The 16,381-nt window shown below is 51.8% G+C and carries 19 protein-coding genes and 1 pseudogene; 3 read left to right on the forward strand and 17 right to left on the reverse strand.

Translation table 11 applies throughout. The features are described 5' to 3' along the window. The coding region (locus F8R90_RS07935; protein ID WP_442946728.1) for a transposase at positions 1-206 on the forward strand (206 nt) is incomplete at its 5' end. Positions 207-243: 37 nt separating this feature from the next. On the opposite strand, the pseudogene F8R90_RS07940 reads toward F8R90_RS07935, so the two are convergent. The 9 genes and pseudogenes from F8R90_RS07940 to F8R90_RS07980 form a co-directional block, all read right to left on the reverse strand. Continuing rightward, positions 244-1,248, reverse strand: a pseudogene (locus F8R90_RS07940) (aromatic ring-hydroxylating dioxygenase subunit alpha); the annotation flags it as partial. Positions 1,249-1,464: 216 nt separating this feature from the next. Further along, on the reverse strand, positions 1,465-2,841 hold the full coding sequence (locus F8R90_RS07945) for a dihydrolipoyl dehydrogenase family protein (RefSeq protein WP_196510300.1): 1,377 nt from the start codon (positions 2,839-2,841) through the stop codon (positions 1,465-1,467). A gap of 65 nt (positions 2,842-2,906) precedes the next feature. Continuing rightward, a complete protein-coding gene (locus tag F8R90_RS07950) occupies positions 2,907-4,328 on the reverse strand; it encodes an epoxide hydrolase family protein (protein WP_196510301.1) in 1,422 nt (473 codons plus the stop codon). 32 nt (positions 4,329-4,360) lie between these two features. Beyond that, positions 4,361-5,281 (reverse strand): alpha/beta fold hydrolase, encoded by a 921-nt coding sequence (locus tag F8R90_RS07955; RefSeq protein ID WP_196510302.1) that lies wholly within the window; start codon positions 5,279-5,281, stop codon positions 4,361-4,363. A 188-nt stretch (positions 5,282-5,469) separates the two neighbouring features. Then, positions 5,470-6,549 carry an NAD(P)H-dependent flavin oxidoreductase gene (locus F8R90_RS07960; protein ID WP_196510303.1) on the reverse strand — a complete coding sequence of 360 codons (1,080 nt, stop codon included), beginning with the start codon at positions 6,547-6,549 and terminating at the stop codon, positions 5,470-5,472. A 242-nt stretch (positions 6,550-6,791) separates the two neighbouring features. After that, positions 6,792-7,727, reverse strand: coding sequence for an SDR family NAD(P)-dependent oxidoreductase (locus tag F8R90_RS07965; protein WP_230966191.1), 936 nt, complete (start codon positions 7,725-7,727; stop codon positions 6,792-6,794). 49 nt (positions 7,728-7,776) lie between these two features. Continuing rightward, entirely contained in the window at positions 7,777-8,868 is a 1,092-nt protein-coding gene (locus F8R90_RS07970) for a thioredoxin family protein (RefSeq protein ID WP_196510304.1), read from the reverse strand. 43 nt (positions 8,869-8,911) lie between these two features. Further along, the gene (locus F8R90_RS07975) at positions 8,912-9,928 is read right to left on the reverse strand and encodes a nitrilase-related carbon-nitrogen hydrolase (RefSeq protein WP_196510305.1); all 1,017 of its coding nucleotides are present in this window, start codon (positions 9,926-9,928) and stop codon (positions 8,912-8,914) included. 478 nt (positions 9,929-10,406) lie between these two features. Then, positions 10,407-10,862, reverse strand: a complete 456-nt coding sequence (locus F8R90_RS07980) for a VOC family protein (protein ID WP_230966192.1) — start codon at positions 10,860-10,862, stop codon at positions 10,407-10,409. A 273-nt stretch (positions 10,863-11,135) separates the two neighbouring features. Here F8R90_RS07980 and F8R90_RS33350 point away from each other — a divergent pair, with 273 nt between their 5' ends. Next, positions 11,136-11,267, forward strand: a complete 132-nt coding sequence (locus tag F8R90_RS33350) for a hypothetical protein (protein ID WP_269141738.1) — start codon at positions 11,136-11,138, stop codon at positions 11,265-11,267. Here the strand turns inward: F8R90_RS33350 and F8R90_RS07990 are convergent. The 3 genes from F8R90_RS07990 to F8R90_RS08000 form a co-directional block, all read right to left on the reverse strand. Further along, on the reverse strand, positions 11,260-11,559 hold the full coding sequence (locus tag F8R90_RS07990) for a hypothetical protein (protein WP_196510307.1): 300 nt from the start codon (positions 11,557-11,559) through the stop codon (positions 11,260-11,262). The genes F8R90_RS33350 and F8R90_RS07990 overlap by 8 nt on opposite strands. Positions 11,560-11,613: 54 nt before the next feature. Next, complete coding sequence (locus F8R90_RS07995; protein WP_196510308.1) at positions 11,614-11,940, reverse strand: NIPSNAP family protein; 327 nt, start codon at positions 11,938-11,940, stop codon at positions 11,614-11,616. 82 nt (positions 11,941-12,022) lie between these two features. Then, positions 12,023-12,733 (reverse strand): SDR family NAD(P)-dependent oxidoreductase, encoded by a 711-nt coding sequence (locus F8R90_RS08000; protein WP_196510309.1) that lies wholly within the window; start codon positions 12,731-12,733, stop codon positions 12,023-12,025. Between the two features lie 25 nt (positions 12,734-12,758). Between F8R90_RS08000 and F8R90_RS33355 the strand changes: the two genes are divergently transcribed. Next, complete coding sequence (locus tag F8R90_RS33355; protein WP_269141739.1) at positions 12,759-12,893, forward strand: hypothetical protein; 135 nt, start codon at positions 12,759-12,761, stop codon at positions 12,891-12,893. A gap of 90 nt (positions 12,894-12,983) precedes the next feature. Here F8R90_RS33355 and F8R90_RS08005 read toward each other — a convergent pair whose 3' ends face one another. From F8R90_RS08005 to F8R90_RS08025, 5 genes are all read right to left on the reverse strand, one after another. Next, positions 12,984-13,388 (reverse strand): SDR family NAD(P)-dependent oxidoreductase, encoded by a 405-nt coding sequence (locus tag F8R90_RS08005; protein ID WP_196510310.1) that lies wholly within the window; start codon positions 13,386-13,388, stop codon positions 12,984-12,986. A 35-nt stretch (positions 13,389-13,423) separates the two neighbouring features. After that, positions 13,424-14,290, reverse strand: a complete 867-nt coding sequence (locus F8R90_RS08010; RefSeq protein WP_196510311.1) for an oxidoreductase — start codon at positions 14,288-14,290, stop codon at positions 13,424-13,426. 147 nt (positions 14,291-14,437) lie between these two features. After that, positions 14,438-14,905, reverse strand: coding sequence for a VOC family protein (locus tag F8R90_RS08015; protein WP_196510312.1), 468 nt, complete (start codon positions 14,903-14,905; stop codon positions 14,438-14,440). A gap of 137 nt (positions 14,906-15,042) precedes the next feature. Then, positions 15,043-15,525 (reverse strand): cupin domain-containing protein, encoded by a 483-nt coding sequence (locus tag F8R90_RS08020; RefSeq protein ID WP_196510313.1) that lies wholly within the window; start codon positions 15,523-15,525, stop codon positions 15,043-15,045. A 32-nt stretch (positions 15,526-15,557) separates the two neighbouring features. Continuing rightward, positions 15,558-16,127, reverse strand: coding sequence for a DsbA family protein (locus F8R90_RS08025; protein WP_196510314.1), 570 nt, complete (start codon positions 16,125-16,127; stop codon positions 15,558-15,560). Positions 16,128-16,381 lie beyond the last annotated feature (254 nt).

The following is a 16,381-nucleotide window of genomic DNA, read 5'->3' on the forward strand; positions in this document are numbered from 1 at the left end:
CCTTTCATGAGGATGAGTCCCGAATTCGTTCTCTGCACAGCCCACAAAACTTTGCTTTACTACGTCGTATTGCCCTGAATGCATTAGAGCGAGAATCATCTTTTCGTCGCAGTATTCGCCAAAAATCACGACGAGCAGCTATGAACGATCGCTATATGCTTTCTGTGTTGGCTGCGGCTCTCTCAAACTCAGTACCTCTGCCATAATCCCCCTGTCAATAGGGTTTGAGACGCGCTAACCCTGCTGACGGAACTCAAACACAAAACTATCTGCTTTGGTTGCAAGGTAAAACGCTTTCGTAAAGTTAGGGCTACCTCCTTTGGCTTCAAGATACCTTTCCTGACAGTGGAGGAAAATTTGATCGTCTTCTAAAACACCATTTTGTCCGATGTGATAATACCAACGTGGTCTGAGCTTAATAAAAAAACCTGGAAGTTTGTTCGGAAATTTGAAAGGAAAACGTGCAAATACACGACATTCCCCTTTTCGTATGGGCGTAGCATAAACAACGGTTAGAATTCTACCGCGCGGCGAGTTGATGTCATGCCACATTAAACAAGGAGCAACGAAGGTTCTAGATAACTCTCCTGATTGCCTTGGTTGCAAACCTTGTTTCCAAATCCCTTTGAATCCATGTTTCCCAGATTCAATGACTTCAAGTTCTAAAGGCCCTGCATTTGCCCTATTCCCTACCGTTTTGTGATGTGTAAAGGATATGTGGCTAGGGTCAAGTATATTTTCTAAAAGTGTTAACGCATCATAAGGCACATCCCTGAATGTATTAATTAGAACCCATCCTTCAAGAGATTCTTCTAATGGCTCAATCATTGGAACTTCGGTTTTGGCAGCATTTTCATACTCCCCAATGTATACAAACAGCAGTCCAAGATTTTCAATAGTCGGTAATGATGCCACACAAGCGCGTTTTGACATCTCTGCTGTTCCACCTTTGACTTGCTGAGGAATACTTTGACAATTTCCATCTCCAGAAAAAGCCCAACCATGATACGGACACTCTAACAGCCCATCATCACTAATCCTGCCTTCAGACAACGGTGCTAAACGATGAGGACACTGGTCTTCAAAGCTTCTCCAAGATTGGGCAAGTCTATCCCACCAGATTACAATATCTTTTTCTAACACTCTAAAAGCGGTTGGTTTTGATTTGTCTAAATCCTCAAGGTAATGGACGGGATACCATGCCTCTTTGCAATCAAAACTATTTGCCTCACTACCACCCGCAGGCATTTTCTCCTGAAAACTATCTTTCTTCTTAAGCTCTTCCTCAAGCATTTTTGATGTTTTTTTTCTTGATTACCAACTATTAGCGAGATCCAAATAATAAAATGCTATGAGCCGTCGCTTACCAGACAGGGGGCGAAAGTGCCAAAAATATAGTTGTGTAGCAACAATATCCTTGATCCGTCTGGACATTTTATTACTGGTAAGTGCCTTAGCTTCATTTTACATATTGGGACAGGTTGGCATATCATCTCCAACGAGTAGCCTTGCGAGACTGGACAATGCCTCACCGTAAGTTGGGTGAATGTGAACCGATTGTTCGAGTACCTGCCACGTTGCTTTAGCTTCCATAAGTGACAAAAATACATGCACCAGTTCAGCCGTTTCGTAACCAACCAGCGTTGCTCCTAAAATCGAATTTGTGTGGGTGTCGATGACCATGCGGTAGAAGCCTAGATCGTGCCCCCATTCAATGCTGCGAGCGATATGAGCCATCGGCAGGGTGACTTCGCGGGCAGCAATGCCCTGTTTCTGAGCTTGCTCTAGCGTCATCTCTACCCGGCCCACTTGCGGCTCTGTGTACACGGCATAGCCTAACACCCGATCGTTGCGTGTCCGGTGTTCGCCACACAGAATGGCTTTCAAGCGACGATAGTCTTCCCAAGAAACATGGGTAAAAGCAGGCTGCTTGGCAGCGTCTCCGATCGCATAAATCCCAGCACAAGTCGTTTGAAATTGCTCGTCGATTTTAATAAAACCCTGTGCATCTAATTCAACGCCTGTCACCGCAGAATTTAATGCCCCAGTATTCGGTTTGCGCCCGATCGCAATCAGCAATGCTTCTCCATCCAGTACTTCACCATTGTTCAGCGTTAGGGTAAACACACCATTGGTATAAGCAATCTGCTGAACAGTCACATTGAAATGCAATCCAATTCCGTCTTGCTCAAAAGCATCAGCAAGCACAGCACTGACATCGGATTCTTCTTGAGCCAGCAAGCGATCGCCCCGCACAATCAATTCGGTTTGGCTCCCTAAACGCGCCATTCCTTGCCCTAACTCCAGGGCAATATAGCCCCCGCCGACCACGAGCAAACGGGGCGGAATCTGCTGCAAATCAAAGAAGTTTCGGTTGGTTAGATAAGGCGTTCCAGCTAAACCGGGAAAGTCAGGAATAGTAGAGGATGTTCCTGTGTTGATAACAACGATCGGAGCCTGCACAGTCACACCACCTCCGCTTACCGTTCGTTCTCCGGTGAAAGCGGCTTCAGCACAGACAACTCTAACCCCTGCACTCTCTAATCGTCGCTTAGTACCTTGGTTAAACTGGCTGCGAATACTACGTACACGCTCCATCACCGCAGGAAAATCTACTTCAACCTGCACGTGTATGCCTAGCTTTGCGGCTTGCCCTGCGCGACCTGCGGCATGGGCAGCGGCTAAAAAGGCTTTAGAAGGAGTACAGCCATAGTTTATGCAACTGCCGCCCAATGCATCGCGCTCAAATAGAACGACGTTTCGGCCCGCTTTGGCAAAGTCAGCCGCGAGTGGAACTCCGCCCTGGCCACTTCCAATCACAATTACATCTGCTGTTTCCATTGTTACCTCTTTTGATAGCTGAGTTAAAAATGCTTTATTGAGCCAGACCTGCGATTTCTTTCCAACTAACGCAGTGACCTGAACGCCGCGCGGATCTCCTCAGAGAAGAGCTGCGGTTGTTCCCATGCCGGGAAGTGGCCGCCCTTATCAGCCTCATGGAAGTAGCTCAGGTTGCGATAGGCGCGTCGAGCCCACGTCTCTGGAGCGCGATATAACTCCTCCGGAAATACCGTGATGGCCACTGGGAGCGAAATATCGGCGGTCTTCTGCGCGATCGCGTTCAGGAGACTGGTGTTCTTGTTCTCCCAGTACAGCCGAGCTGACGAGACCGCACTGTTCGTTAGCCAGTACAGCGTAATGTCGTCCAGCACCTCGTCTTTCGTCGGGGACTTTTCGGAATTGCCACCTCTGTACGTCCACTGCGCGAAGCCTGGATGCCCGAGCATCCATGCCGCGAGTCCGATTGGCGAGTCCGTCAGACCGTACCCGACTACCTGCGGTCGCGTACCCATCACCGCGGCGTAGGCTCGTTTGTTCTTTAACGTGTCGAGTGAGTCGAACGCCGCGCGTTCCTTCTCGGAGAGTCCCGCCGGCGCAGACCCGCCGTCGGTGAGCACCGCAGCCACATCGGGTGGTATCGTTGCCGGCAAGTTGATGTGGATACCGAGTAATCCTGCCGGTGCTTGGCGCGCCATCGCGCTGGAGATGGGGGACCCCCAGTCGCCGCCCTGGGCGACATAGCGGGTGTACCCGAGGCGCTTCATCAGCTCCGCCCAGGCACGGGCGATGCGGTCGGGGTCCCAACCTGTACCCATAGGCTTGCCAGAGAAGCCGAAGCCGGGAATTGACGGGATGACCAGATCGAATGCGTCCTCCGGGCGTCCCCCATAGGCTGTTGGATTGGTCAGCGGGCCGATGACCTTTAGCTGTTCAAGTACCGATCCAGGCCATCCGTGCGTGATGAGCAATGGCAAAGCGTTAGAATTTTTGGAGCGAACGTGAATAAAGTGAATGTCCAGTCCGTCGATGTTCGTTACAAACTGTGGTAAGGCATTCAGCTTCGCCTCGGCTTTCCGCCAGTCGTACTTCGTTCCCCAGTAACGGACGAGTTCCTTCATTGTTGCCAGTTGCACGCCCTGCGACTGGTCGGCGACAGTCTCCTTGTCAGACCAGCGGGTCGTCGCGATGCGCCTGCGGAGATCGACGATCGCCTCTTGCGGGACGTGGACCCGGAAGGGGCGGATTGCGTTGTTTTCGGTCGCGTAGGCGTAGCCCGTCGTAGACATCGCCTTAACCGCGACCTGGGCTTGTGCGCCGGTTTGGGCGGATTGCTGTGCAAGCAGGCGAGTGGGCAGTGCCAGAAAAACCGTTGCCACAAAGAACGCGACGAGGAGTCGCGAGAGCAGGACGAAGGCACCTGCGGTGCGGGCTTTGATTTTATAATGTACTTTTTTCAGTTTGGTCATGATGTTTTCTTCTTGCTGCAAATTGTCTGTTTCACGACTCAGGCTAAACCCAATCAGTAACCGTCAACTTCGACGACGGCCTTGGTAAACTCCCGCGGTGCTTCTTGAGGCAGGTTGTGACCGACACCGCCCTTGACGATCCGGTGTGCGTATTTGCTCGAGAATTTCCTTGCGTAGGTACTGGCATCCGGGTGCGGCGCACCGTTGGCATCACCTTCCAGAGTGATGGTGGGCACGGCGATCGCAGGGGCGGCGGCGAGCCGCTTCTCAATCTCGTCATACTTCGACTCGCCTTCAGCCAGACCGAGCCGCCAACGGTAGTTGTGGATGACGATTTGGACATGATCTGGGTTGTTGAAGGCAGCCGCGCTGCGATCAAATGTTGCGTCATCGAAGTGCCATTGCGGCGAAGCAAGCTTCCAGATGAGCTTGTTGAAATCGTGTCGATATTTTTCGTAGCCGAGCTTGCCGCGTTCCGTCGCGAAATAAAATTGATACCACCATTCGAGTTCGGCCTGCGGCGGCAGAGGTGTCTTGTTGGCTTCAGGGTTGCCGATCAAGTAACCGCTTACGGATACGAGCGCCTTGCAGCGCTCTGGCCAGAGTGCTGCGATGATGTTGGCTGTTCGCGCTCCCCAATCATAACCAGCGAGGATCGCCCTTTCGATCTTGAGCGCATCCATCAAAGCGATGATATCGACAGCGATCGCCGACTGCTGGCCATTCCGGAACGTCTCGCTCGAAAGAAAGCGCGTCATACCATAGCCGCGTAGATACGGGACGATCGCCCTATACCCCGCCGACGCCAACAAAGGGGCGACATCGACATAGCTGTGAATATCGTAGGGCCATCCGTGCAGGAGGATTACCGGACGACCATTCGCGGGACCAACCTCAGCATATCCGATATTTAGAACACCAGCATCGATCTGCCTCAGTGAGCCAAACGACGTGTTTGTCCCCGACTTCATCATGGATAAAACTGCTGGTTTTGTTTTGCTCGATTGTGCGATCGCACAATCGAATCTGCCTAGCTGTGTAGTAGCAATGGTCATAGCCGCAGTGCCCAAAAAGCGGCGGCGTTGATAGTTAATTTTCTCGGACATTTATCTTTTTCCAATTGGATTTAACTCAACTTGCTTTAATTGAATCGACTATCTGTTTATTTGAGTTGTAAAAAAGCAGTTACGGCAAGAAATTCTTGTATAATTTTTTCGATCAGCTCACCTGCTGGGAGAGCTTCGGCTAATCCTGCTCCCTGTCCTGCCCACATACTGACAAAATCTGGACTTGATTGTTGAGCAGAAGCCTGACGCAAAACCCGCCCTATAGACATCTGAGCCGGGAATGGCAGCACTTTATCTCTGTTATTTTCCATTTCACGTATAAATCGATTTCGGATTGCTCTGGCGGGTTTGCCGGAAAATACTTCAGTAATAACCGTGTCTTCGTCCTTACAATTGAGTACAGCCTGTCTATAGACTTCTGGGATATTGTTCTCAGCGCAGGCGAGAAAGGCAGTTCCCATCTGTACCCCGCTTGCCCCAAGTGCAAACGCAGCAACGATTCCACGCGCATCCATAATTCCGCCCGCCGCAACGACCGGAACCGATACCGCATCAGCTATTTGCGGCACCAATGCTGCTGTTCCAATCAATCCGTGTTCATAAGGTACCGCAAAGGTTCCGCGATGACCTCCGGCTTCAAAGCCCTGGGCTATGATGACATCGACTCCTGCAACGACTAGAGCTTTTGCTTCACGAACGGTCGTCGCGGTTGCTAATACAATTGAACCTATAGCGTGTATCTCACGAATTGCCTCAATTGGCGCAGGCCCAAAGTGGAAACTAAAAACAGGCACTTTCTCCTCAAGCAGGACAGTAAATTGATCTACAAATGGCCCTAGTATCGGTATTGGTTCGGGTACAGGTCCGGCGTTAAGTTCGTTGTGCCATTTTGTTAATAGCTTAAACATCGGTGTTTGCTGCTCAGGTGTAAGTTGATACGCCTCAACTGCTGGGGCAAACAAATTAACTCCAAAGGGTTGGTCTGTCAGCTCTCGAATTTGCCTGATAACGGAGCGAAGTTTGGCTGGTGGTGTGGCCGCAGCGCCATAGGAGCCAAGACCTCCAGCGTTAGAAACGGCTGCAACCAACTCAGGCGTGGAAGCACCAGCCATCGGAGCCTGAATTATAGGATGCGCGATTTTGAGCAAATCTATCAGTTCTGTTTTAGGCCACATAAGTATTTCCCACGCTTGCTAATAGAAGCAAGATATATGTCTTTAAGTGATCGTCTGTCCGCATTACTCAGTTGTAATAGTAAGGAGGAGTTTGCAGTCCAGATGCTACAGGTTCGAGTTCCGTAGCTCGCCCCTTGAAGTCAAAAGATTTATGCACTACGGAAAATCGCTGCACCGTTTAAAGCCTTACTTGCCGCATAGGCTGCCTTAACTGGATTATTTAACTACAAGCAGACTGCCCCTCAAGCCGTAAGTTCACTCCGCGTGAATTCAGCAGCGTGCAATTTCACGAAGTCATACATACTTGTCGGCATCTTGCCAGTGAGCTTGAACAGGTCATCGGTCATGCGATCATACCGCCCCTGCGCGTGAAGTTCGGCTATCACCGCGAGGTGGTTGACGAGGTGCGTTGACACCCCAAACTCATGAAGGCTATCAGTCCAACTAGAGAGTGGCACGTTACGATAGCGGATAGTTCGGCCGAGTGCCTCGGAAAAGACGCGTGCGTAGTGGTCCAGATCGGCTGACTCAAATCCGGTTAGATTGTAAACATGACCAATGTGCGAAGCAGGGTGGTCGAGGATCGCGGAAACGGCGCGCGCCACATCAACAGCCGAGATCGGCGAGGTCTTGCTGTTACCCAGGGGCAGCGCCAGTTCGTCGCTGTCCCGGACGCCAGCAACGGCGAGACGCAGAAAGAAGCCTTCAAGGAAGACCGTCGGCCGCACGGTGACAACCGGCAGCCCCGACCATGCCAATGCCTGTTCTGCCAGCCAGTGCAGCTTATGCTGTGGGCTTGGGGTGGTCTCGGTAATGCTCATCTGCGTCACCGTCATCTGCGACATGTTCACGAAAGCCTCGACACCGTGATGGCGTGCCACCGCAGCAGTGTTGACCGTGGCTTCGAGATACGCCGCTGAGACTGACATGCCGAAATAGATGCGTGCAACTCCTTCGATCGCGCGGTGCATCGAGGCAAGATCAGTTAGATCGCCTTGCACAACCTCGGCCCCAAGCTGGCGCAGGCCCTCAGCGCGTTCATCTTCCCGGCGAACTAAGGCACGCACCTTATGCCCTTTGGCAAGCAACATTGCAGTGAGGTTGCGGCCGATCGCACCGAGATCGCCGGCTGCTCCGGTCACGAGGATTGGGCTGCCATGTGTGGATTTCATCGTCATATCATTTACCTTCTTGTCGCTCGTTGCGAAGACGAATCTGTTTGCGTTATCAACCGAACGTGAACGCGAAAGCCTCCACCCCAGAATCTAGAAACTCGATCTCGAACTGTCGATCGCTGATGGGCTTCGGCTGTCGGACTAGTTGGTACAACCGCTGTTCGGTAACCGTGCCTTCGCCTCGCACATCAACGTCAAGTCCGCGAGCCGCGACTGCCGGCTGTCCGTCTACAAGCACCCGAAAGCGCACGGACGTTCCTCGCTCGGCCGGCCCCATGACGAGATGAAGGTCGCGTGCGTGGAAGCGGTACGCGATCCGCCCGCCGGACTTGTTCAGTAGAATGGCTTGTCTTTCGATTGTCCAATCGCCTGAAAGTGCCCATTGATTAAGTTTTAATTGCGCGGAGGCAGTATATAAATGACGCTTGTTTAACACCGCGCCGCCGGGAGACGCAAAATTTTCCGTTCTTTCGTAGCCGAGGTAGTTTTCAGGCGATTTCAGGCTGCCCCAATCGGCGGCGGCTTCAAAACCGCGAGCGTCGACTTCGACCATTTCCCGACCGACATCGCCAGTTCGGGACTCAGACAGTAGCTGTTGAATGACCCTTTCCGATTGCTCGTACTCGCCCTCGCCGAATTGGTGATGACGAATGCGTCCTTGCGTGTCTATAAAATAAAGGGCTGGCCAATAACGGTTCCCGAAAGCACGCCACACCGCATAATCGTTGTCCACAGCGATCGCATAGTCAATTTTCATTTCCGTCAGGGCTCGGCGGACATTATCGATATTCTTCTCGAATTCAAACTCCGGTGTATGTATACCAATTACTACTAGTCCCTGATCCTTATACTTCTCGGCCCACGCGCGAACATAAGGGAGTTGGCGCAGCCAATTGATGCAGGTATAAGTCCAGAAGTTGATCAGCACGACTTTTCCACGCAGTTCGTCAACTGTTAATGGCTGCGAATTGAGCCACGCGATCGCGCCAACAAGAGACGGTAGTTCGCCTTCAATCGGTAACTCAGCCGTTGCTGACGTAGCGTGTTGTGTGGTGCAGCCGATCATGCCAAGCTGGGTGGCAGCAATAGTTTTAAGCATGGTTGTTAAAAAGTAGCGGCGATTATGATTGATTTTTTTTAACACGCACTGATCTCCCTGTCGTTGCGTTCGGATAGGTACAGTGAAATTAGAAAACCTCGATAGTTCTCTCCTCGACGACCACGGGCGAGCCATTACCATTGGGGTGTGGGGTGCGTTCATGGACGGGCGACGTGGGTGTCCGATCAATCAACAAGCTGAGTAGTTCGGGGCGGCTGTAATGACCACGCGCGTCCATGAGTCGCTTGCGGGTGTCGATCTGGGCAAAGTCAAGATCGGCAAGCACTTCGCCTTCGCCCGCTTTGAGAGGTTCACCGACGATCTGGCCGTCCGGACTCACAATGGCAGTGAAGCAGCCGCCAGAAATCGGCTCGATCGCGCAACCCGTGTCCTTCATGATCTGAGCCTGCTGATCGGCATCCAGCCACGCGGTCGCACAGACGACAAAGCAGGCGGATTCAAGGGCGTGCTGGCGGACGTTAATTTCCGCTTGCTCTGCGAACAGCGGGCCGGCGAACGATCCGGGATACATCGCCGAGTGGATTTGCTCACCATCGGCGATCAGGGAGTAACGTACCAAAGGATTGTTATGCTCCCAGCAGGCAAGTTGTCCGATACGCCCAACGGTACTATCGATAGCACGCAGACCTGAGCCGTCACCCTGACCCCAGAGTATCCGCTCGTTATAAGTCGGCGTAAGCTTCCGGCGGCGCTGAATCAGCGTACCGTCTGCGTCGAAGATAAGCTGCGTATTGTAGATCGAGCCGCCGTCGCGCTCATTGATGCCGATTGAAACGACCATGTTTGCTTCCTTCGCGGCTTCGGCGATCGCTCGGGTTTCAGCAGACGGCACCGTAACCGACTGTTCAAGCAACCGTAGATGTTCCTTTGCCAACGCGAACGGGGCTAGCACATAGGAGAAGTAGGGGTAATAGGGAATGATGGTTTTGGGGAAGGTCGCGAACTGGACGCCCTGTTGACCCAGATCACGGATCTTTTTCACGACCTTCTCAACGGTACCCTGCCGGCTGTACAGCACGGGACTAATCTGCACGGCGGCGGCTTTAACTATCGTACTGCCAAAGATATTTTTAGTATTTTGCATTGTTTTAAAATTTTACTATTTATGTTAGGTAATAATTTATCTTCGGTAACAGTCGGTTTCCTAATCTAATACGGAGTGAAGGAACGCTGCCGACACATCTGCGTAGGTTCCGAAGCGCGGACGGGGGACGGGAGCCTGGACCGTCCGCGAACTCGGTTTCAGCGCAGCGACCTGAACGCCGCCCTGAGTTACTGAGCAAAAATCGTTGGCTTCGTAGACCTCTGCTGCTACCTAGTCGCCGGCGTACTCGACGGGTGTGGCAACTCTGACCGCATCATCTGGAAAGAACAGGAAAAATCTCTTCCATGTAACGGTCAGCGGCGGCGGCGGACTCTTCTGGACTGCTGCAATTCTGACGTGCGCTCAGGTAGGGCGCGTACCAGTCCCACCAATGATGCTCGGCGTGTGTCTTCTCGTAATGGTCGTGGTGCTCCGCCGTCTCACGGAGGATATCTGCAAGGGTTGGAACATCTGTGGCTCATGCCTGCGTCAACTTCCACTCGCGGTCGGGAAGTCGCTCTTTAATCTCCTGGAGCAGCCAGCCGTTTCCGTCCGCATCCTCGAACGAGGCAAACGAGAAGTAGGAACGGCCTTGCGGGTCGCGTCCGCCAACGCGCGGGTTCTCCACGGCGTTGTTGAAGGGGCCGCCGGCGTAGTGGAAGACTTCGCTCACATTGACACCGCGAGTGATCAAGTCTTCGCGGGCGGCGTCGAGGTCGTCCACGGCGAGAACCAGGCTGTGCGCCGAGCCAGAATTGTCCGGAGTGACTCCCTTGCCGAAGATGATCGAGGCTTCGGAGTTGTGCGGCGTCATCTGCACGCCGCGGAAGTTGCCCTCCGCGATGTCGATGTCGAGCCGCCAGCCGAGATTTTCGTAGAATGCCTTCGCGCGGTCAACGTCGGAAACGCTGAACACTACAACTTCGAGTTTCATGTTTGGACTGTTTACGCGATCGCTACTCATTTTGTTCTCCTTTAGGTTGGTAAGTTTGATGTTCAAATTGGTTACTTTTCATTCTTCTGCGATCGCCTTTAGCGGGTCGGGCGCTCCAGCCCAAACTTATTTTGGGCTGCCTCCAATCGAAGATTTGAGGGACTCACAAAGTGAGTAGAGCGCAATCCGACCATCGCCCAATGCACACCACTCAAGTTCTTTGAGTTAAAACGCGACTTATTGCTTTAATTGAGTCGGCTATTTGTTTCAAATGTGGGTATTGGTGTTGGTCTAGCGCAGAAAAAGCGGAAGGATGAATGCTGCAAATCTATTCCTGCTATGAGGGTGTTTCGCGCCTTTGAAGCATCTCTAAACGCGATCGCACCCCAACAAACTTTTATTTGATCTCAGCCGGGTCGAACTCGGTAACTCGTCCCGGACGAGCAGCTAAAAATACATCGTAGGAACTGCAATAGGCAATGGTGACATCATTGGCTTGGTTATAAAGATGAACCACCGTATTCGCTCCTCCAGGTTGGAGCGCAATGGGTTCCAGATCGCCAAAAAACAGACGACGAATAGTATCTCCACTGCCCAATTCATCTCTTAATTTCTTTAACAAAGTTAATTTTCCTTCGAGGGTTGGGGGGGGTGGATCATCGGGATGCTTTGCTTGACTTGTTGTTGCTTGACTCATGATTGTTACTCTCCAATGTTGTTGAAATAGACTGGTCAAACTTTATCTATGTCCTCAGTTCACCGAAGAAAAGGCGGTCGGTGCCAGCAACTGATTGCTGATGTTCTGCACGAGTAGACCGTCCTTCTCAGTCTCAGTGCTGATCGCGATCCATTCGGGGTCGGCGAGGAATGCGTTCCAGCGCTCCTGGCGTTCAGCCATGCTGTCCCAGGCAAGCATATAAGTAAGCTGCTGATTGCTCTCGCCAACTAACGTTGTCCAGAATCCAGCCTGACGGATGCCATGCTTTTCCCAAATCTGTAACGTATGGTTCTGGAAGCGCGACAGCAGCGCGGGTAGTCGTCCGGGCATGGCGTGATAAATGCGTAATTCGTAGATCATGCCTGTGTTCCTTTAAAGGCTAAATGGTTGAGCAATTCTGGTTGAGAGCGTCCAAAGTCATTCTTCTTGGCACAAGGCGGTGTCAGTGCCCTGCGCTCTGTCCACCATCGACGTGAAGGATTTCGCCCGTGACAAAGTTGGCTGATTCGAGGTAGAGGATTGCATCGATGACATCGGATATATCGCCCATGCGACCGATCGGGTGCAGAGCATCGAGCTGTGCATGGGTTTCGGTGGGATGCATTGGCGTTTTGATTGTACCCAGCGCGATCGCGTTCACCCGGATACCGCGCTTGGCATACTCGATCGCCAGCGATTTGGTCGCGGCATTCAGTCCGCCCTTCGTCAGCGACGCGAGCACAGATGGTAAGCCAGCGATCGGGTTGTCAACCAAACTCGTCGATATCTGCACAACATGACCGCTACCCTGCTTCTCCATCTCGGCGATCGCGAGTTGCGTCATGTGAAAGAAGCCAGTGACGTTAGTGCCCAGATATACCTCGTAGTCAGCCTCGGTGTATTGGGTAAATGGCTTGGCGATAAATATACCAGCGTTGTTGATGAGCGTGTCGATGCGCCCGAAGCGGGTCACGCCTTCGATGATCGCACGTTCGGCAGTTTTTCGATTGGCGATGTCACCTGACACTGCGAGGATTGCATCATCATCCGATGGCTGAATTGAGCGTGAGATAGCGACCACCCGATAGTTGCGATCGCGGTACGCCTTGACAAGGGCTGCGCCGATGCCCTGTGATGCCCCGGTGACAACAGCGACTTTCTGTTCGATGCCCATCGTAAAACTCCTTTGGAAATAATGTATGAATTTTGCGGGTCACGCTATGGTCGAAGCCGTTATGCGGTTATGCGATGGTCATGGTTGGTACTGGTATCAACTGGCAGCCATGCTTCGATTTCCTGCGCTATTTTCGCGGCGTTGTTCTGGTACATCGTGATCGCGTCCTTCCAACGGGCAAATGCAGCGGCGAACGCCATCCTAGATGGATTGGTTTTGTTGTAAAACTTTTTTAGCGTTCAACTTTGTTTTATGTTTCTGCGTGCTCCAGGAGTAAGATGTCTAGGCCTGGTGTCTGCCTTTCATGGGTCACTGCAAGCGATTCTCCAAAGGAGAGGCTACGCCAACGCGATAATAACTGTAAAACTCGTCGGTTAAACTTTTCTGGATTCTCGATGAAGGTGGTGAGCCGAGCAATACCCGCGTTGTTGACCAGCACAGTAGTATCACCGCACTGTGTCACGGCCGAAGCTATCGAGGCAGGATCGGTAACATCGAGTTTGACCTGAATGATACCTGGCGTTTTGGCTTCAGTCGGACTACGCACCCCGGCATAGACCTTTTTGGCACCACGGTCAAGTGCCTCGTGCGCGAATGCCAAGCCTAAGCCGCGACTAGCGCCAGAAATAAAGACTACGGAATCTTGAGTTTTCATCTTCAGTTTTGGAGATAATGTGTGAATGTTGCTCTTCAGGCGATGGTCGAAGCCATTATGCGGTGGTCATGGTCGGTGCTGGTAGCGACTGGTAGCCATGCTTCGATTTCCTGTGCCATTTTCGCGGCATTGTTCTGGTACATCGCGATCGCGTCCTTCCCGACGGGCAAATGCAGTGGCGGGCGTTCTGTATTGGCGAGTTGAAGAATCACCTGAGCAAACTTTTTCGGATCGCCAGGTTGGTGCCCGTGTAGCGCATTGGCTCCGCTCCGCATCTGTTCTACCGTTTCCTGGTAATCGTCGATAACGGTTTTAGCGGCAACATAAGATTCAGCGCTCAAGAAGTCGGTACTAAAAAGACCGGGAGCCACTACCGTAACGTGGATGCCGAGCGGTGCCAGTTCGACCGCCAGCCCTTTCGAGAGACCTTCGACCGCAAATTTAGTAGACCCGTACAATCCCCAACCCGGAACTGCATCGTAGCCGAACAGCGACGAGATATTGATGACCCGCCCGGATTTTTGCTGGCGCAGGTACGGCAACACCGCACGAGTCACGTTCAGTAACCCAAACACGTTGGTATCATACTGTTTGCGGACTTCGGCATCCGTGGCTTCTTCAATCGCAGTAACCATGCCAAACCCGGCATTATTGACTAAGACATCAACCCGGTCGAAACGGGCAATGCCTTGCTTGACAGCCTCTTGTACCTGGTGTTCCTGGGTAACATCCATCTGCACAACGTACAGATCGGGGTGGTTGTGCAGGGTAGCGGCGAGTTGTGCGGGCTGAGAGCGAACCGTCGCCATTACTCGATCGCCTGCTGCCAGGGCTGCTCTGGCAATTTCTAACCCAAAGCCTCTGGAAGCTCCGGTAATGAACCATATTTTCTGCGTTTTCATGGAGTATCCTCGTTTTCGGTGTTGTCTAGTTTGTTGCCTTTAGTTCTTTCGGTTAGTGTCTAACTGCTGCACTGGTGGCGAGTAGCAAAAGGAGCGAAAAGCCTGATACGTTTGACTCCTTTTCACCCTTAAGTGATTGATGTCCTGTTATCGTCCGGGAGCACGAGTCTTCACCTCTTGGAGCACCCAACCGTTGCCGTCTGGATCGCTGAACGAGGCAAAGGAGGCATAATCGCGACGTTCTGGGTCTGGGCCTGTTATACATCCCTCGGTTCCGGCGTGGTGGAAGACCCCGCCGATGTCGTGGAACACCTCACTCACCTCGACACCCCGATCAACGAGTTCGGCGTGGGCTGCCTCGATGTCGTAAACTATGAGGTACAGACCTTGGACTGAACCAGGTGCGGCTAACGTAACGCCAGTACCAAAAATAATTGAGGCTTCTGATCCAGGGGGCGTTAACTGCACCACGCGGAAGTCCTTATCGGTAACGAAGTCAGCATCCAGCCGCCACCCCAAAGTTTTATAGAAGTCCTTGGCTCGATCGACATCGGAGACGGGCAATACCACAACTTCAAGTTTCATGTTTTGACTGTTTACGTGATCGCTATTCATCTTGTTCTCCTTTAGATTGGTGAGGTTGCTGCCTATCTCGATTAACTTCATTCTTCTGCGATCGCCTTTGGTGGGTTGATCGCAATGCGATCATCGTTCAATTTAGAACACTCAAGTTCTTTGAACTAAAACGCACTTTAATCGTTCGCAGCCCCTTTGACGGACAGGGGCGCTCCGACGATCGAAGTGTCGTACTGATTTCCAAGATCCGTCCATCGTTCGGGTGGCGTTTGACCAATTTGAGGGAAGAATTCGTCGATTCCGCCGGGTACGAAGGTGAAAAGCAAGCGAGCCGCTCCCGGCCCGAGGTTTACCCATCCATGTACGCTGTTCCGGGGTACAACAACCGATGTTCCGGGTGCGACCTCGAACTCTTTGCCTGCACAGTGAAAGCGAAATCTGCCTTCAAGTACTTCAAATATCTCCTCCCTATCTTCGTGATAGTGGAGTGGCGGCCCTATGAACGGTGGGACGCGTGCTTCGATGATTGTGAAAGCCCCGCCGACATCTCTGCTATGCACGCGGATAGCCATCTGCTCACCGAGCATTGTATTGAACCAATTGAGATCCTCGCCCCGGCCGACAATTGCAACTTTGTTTTTACTGAGTTCGGTGCTCATTGTTTTACCTCCGATAATTGTGGAATTGAGGATCAAAGCACTTCATTACTTGCAGCGATAATGGCTGCCATTAACTGCTCCATATTCCAGCGATTGCGATACTGAATTCCATTAATAAACAAAGCTGGTGCAGTCACGACTCCACTTTGCTGACCACTTGCGATATCTTGATTGATGCGGTCAACATGAACTTGTTTGAAGATATCCTGCAAAAATTGGCAGATGTCGAGACCTAGATCATTGGCATACTCAACGAGATAGCCGTTTCCCAATGCCTCTTGATGGGTGAGCAGCATCTCGTGCATCTGCCAAAACTGACCTTGCGCTGCTGCTGCTTCCGCTGCTTCTGCTGCCTTTTGTGCTTGAGGATAAATTGAATGTTCGATAAAATGACGAAACACTACACAAATCGAATTTTTCTCAGTCAGCCCAGAATTGAAATCTTGCTGAATTGTCTGAATCAACTGATGCAATTCTCTGGACTGAAGACATTGGTAATTTCCATATTCCACGAGTATGACGGGGGCATTGAGCGTCCCCTGATAGCGATCGCGTTCGGAAGGTGGAACAAAAAGTTGATTAAAATTACTATCTTGATTCATCGGACACTGTATCAAAAAAGGTTTCTCACAGCATCAAGGGATTGGTATGACCGAAGAGGCAGGGGAGCAGGGAGCAGGGAGCAAGGGAGAAAGATACTACAATTCCCCTGCGGCAAGGGTTTCAGAGTAAATAAATTTATTTATGCTCAAGGGAGAAATATTTATTTCGAGATGCATAGCACAAGAAATAATACGTCCTTAGTTCAGCAGCCCTACATTTATGTATGGGGTTCTCCCCCCTGCTCCCCGCCCCC

Source organism: Nostoc sp. NZL (genome assembly GCF_015714705.1).
In the GTDB taxonomy this organism is placed as follows: Bacteria; Cyanobacteriota; Cyanobacteriia; order Cyanobacteriales; family Nostocaceae; genus Nostoc; species Nostoc foliaceum_A.

Coding starts and splice junctions, on each gene's coding strand:
- F8R90_RS08020 (WP_196510313.1), bottom strand. CDS start 15,525: ATGAGCACCGAACTCAGTAAAAACAAAGTTGCAATTGTCGGCCGGGGC.
- F8R90_RS08000 (WP_196510309.1), bottom strand. CDS start 12,733: ATGGGCATCGAACAGAAAGTCGCTGTTGTCACCGGGGCATCACAGGGC.
- F8R90_RS07990 (WP_196510307.1), bottom strand. CDS start 11,559: ATGAGTCAAGCAACAACAAGTCAAGCAAAGCATCCCGATGATCCACCC.
- F8R90_RS33355 (WP_269141739.1), top strand. CDS start 12,759: ATGAATTTTGCGGGTCACGCTATGGTCGAAGCCGTTATGCGGTTATGC.
- F8R90_RS07960 (WP_196510303.1), bottom strand. CDS start 6,549: ATGTGGCCTAAAACAGAACTGATAGATTTGCTCAAAATCGCGCATCCT.
- F8R90_RS07995 (WP_196510308.1), bottom strand. CDS start 11,940: ATGATCTACGAATTACGCATTTATCACGCCATGCCCGGACGACTACCC.
- F8R90_RS07980 (WP_230966192.1), bottom strand. CDS start 10,862: ATGAAACTCGAAGTTGTAGTGTTCAGCGTTTCCGACGTTGACCGCGCG.
- F8R90_RS08005 (WP_196510310.1), bottom strand. CDS start 13,388: ATGAAAACTCAAGATTCCGTAGTCTTTATTTCTGGCGCTAGTCGCGGC.
- F8R90_RS08015 (WP_196510312.1), bottom strand. CDS start 14,905: ATGAATAGCGATCACGTAAACAGTCAAAACATGAAACTTGAAGTTGTG.
- F8R90_RS07965 (WP_230966191.1), bottom strand. CDS start 7,727: ATGACGATGAAATCCACACATGGCAGCCCAATCCTCGTGACCGGAGCA.
- F8R90_RS08010 (WP_196510311.1), bottom strand. CDS start 14,290: ATGAAAACGCAGAAAATATGGTTCATTACCGGAGCTTCCAGAGGCTTT.
- F8R90_RS08025 (WP_196510314.1), bottom strand. CDS start 16,127: ATGAATCAAGATAGTAATTTTAATCAACTTTTTGTTCCACCTTCCGAA.
- F8R90_RS07955 (WP_196510302.1), bottom strand. CDS start 5,281: ATGATGAAGTCGGGGACAAACACGTCGTTTGGCTCACTGAGGCAGATC.
- F8R90_RS07945 (WP_196510300.1), bottom strand. CDS start 2,841: ATGGAAACAGCAGATGTAATTGTGATTGGAAGTGGCCAGGGCGGAGTT.
- F8R90_RS07975 (WP_196510305.1), bottom strand. CDS start 9,928: ATGCAAAATACTAAAAATATCTTTGGCAGTACGATAGTTAAAGCCGCC.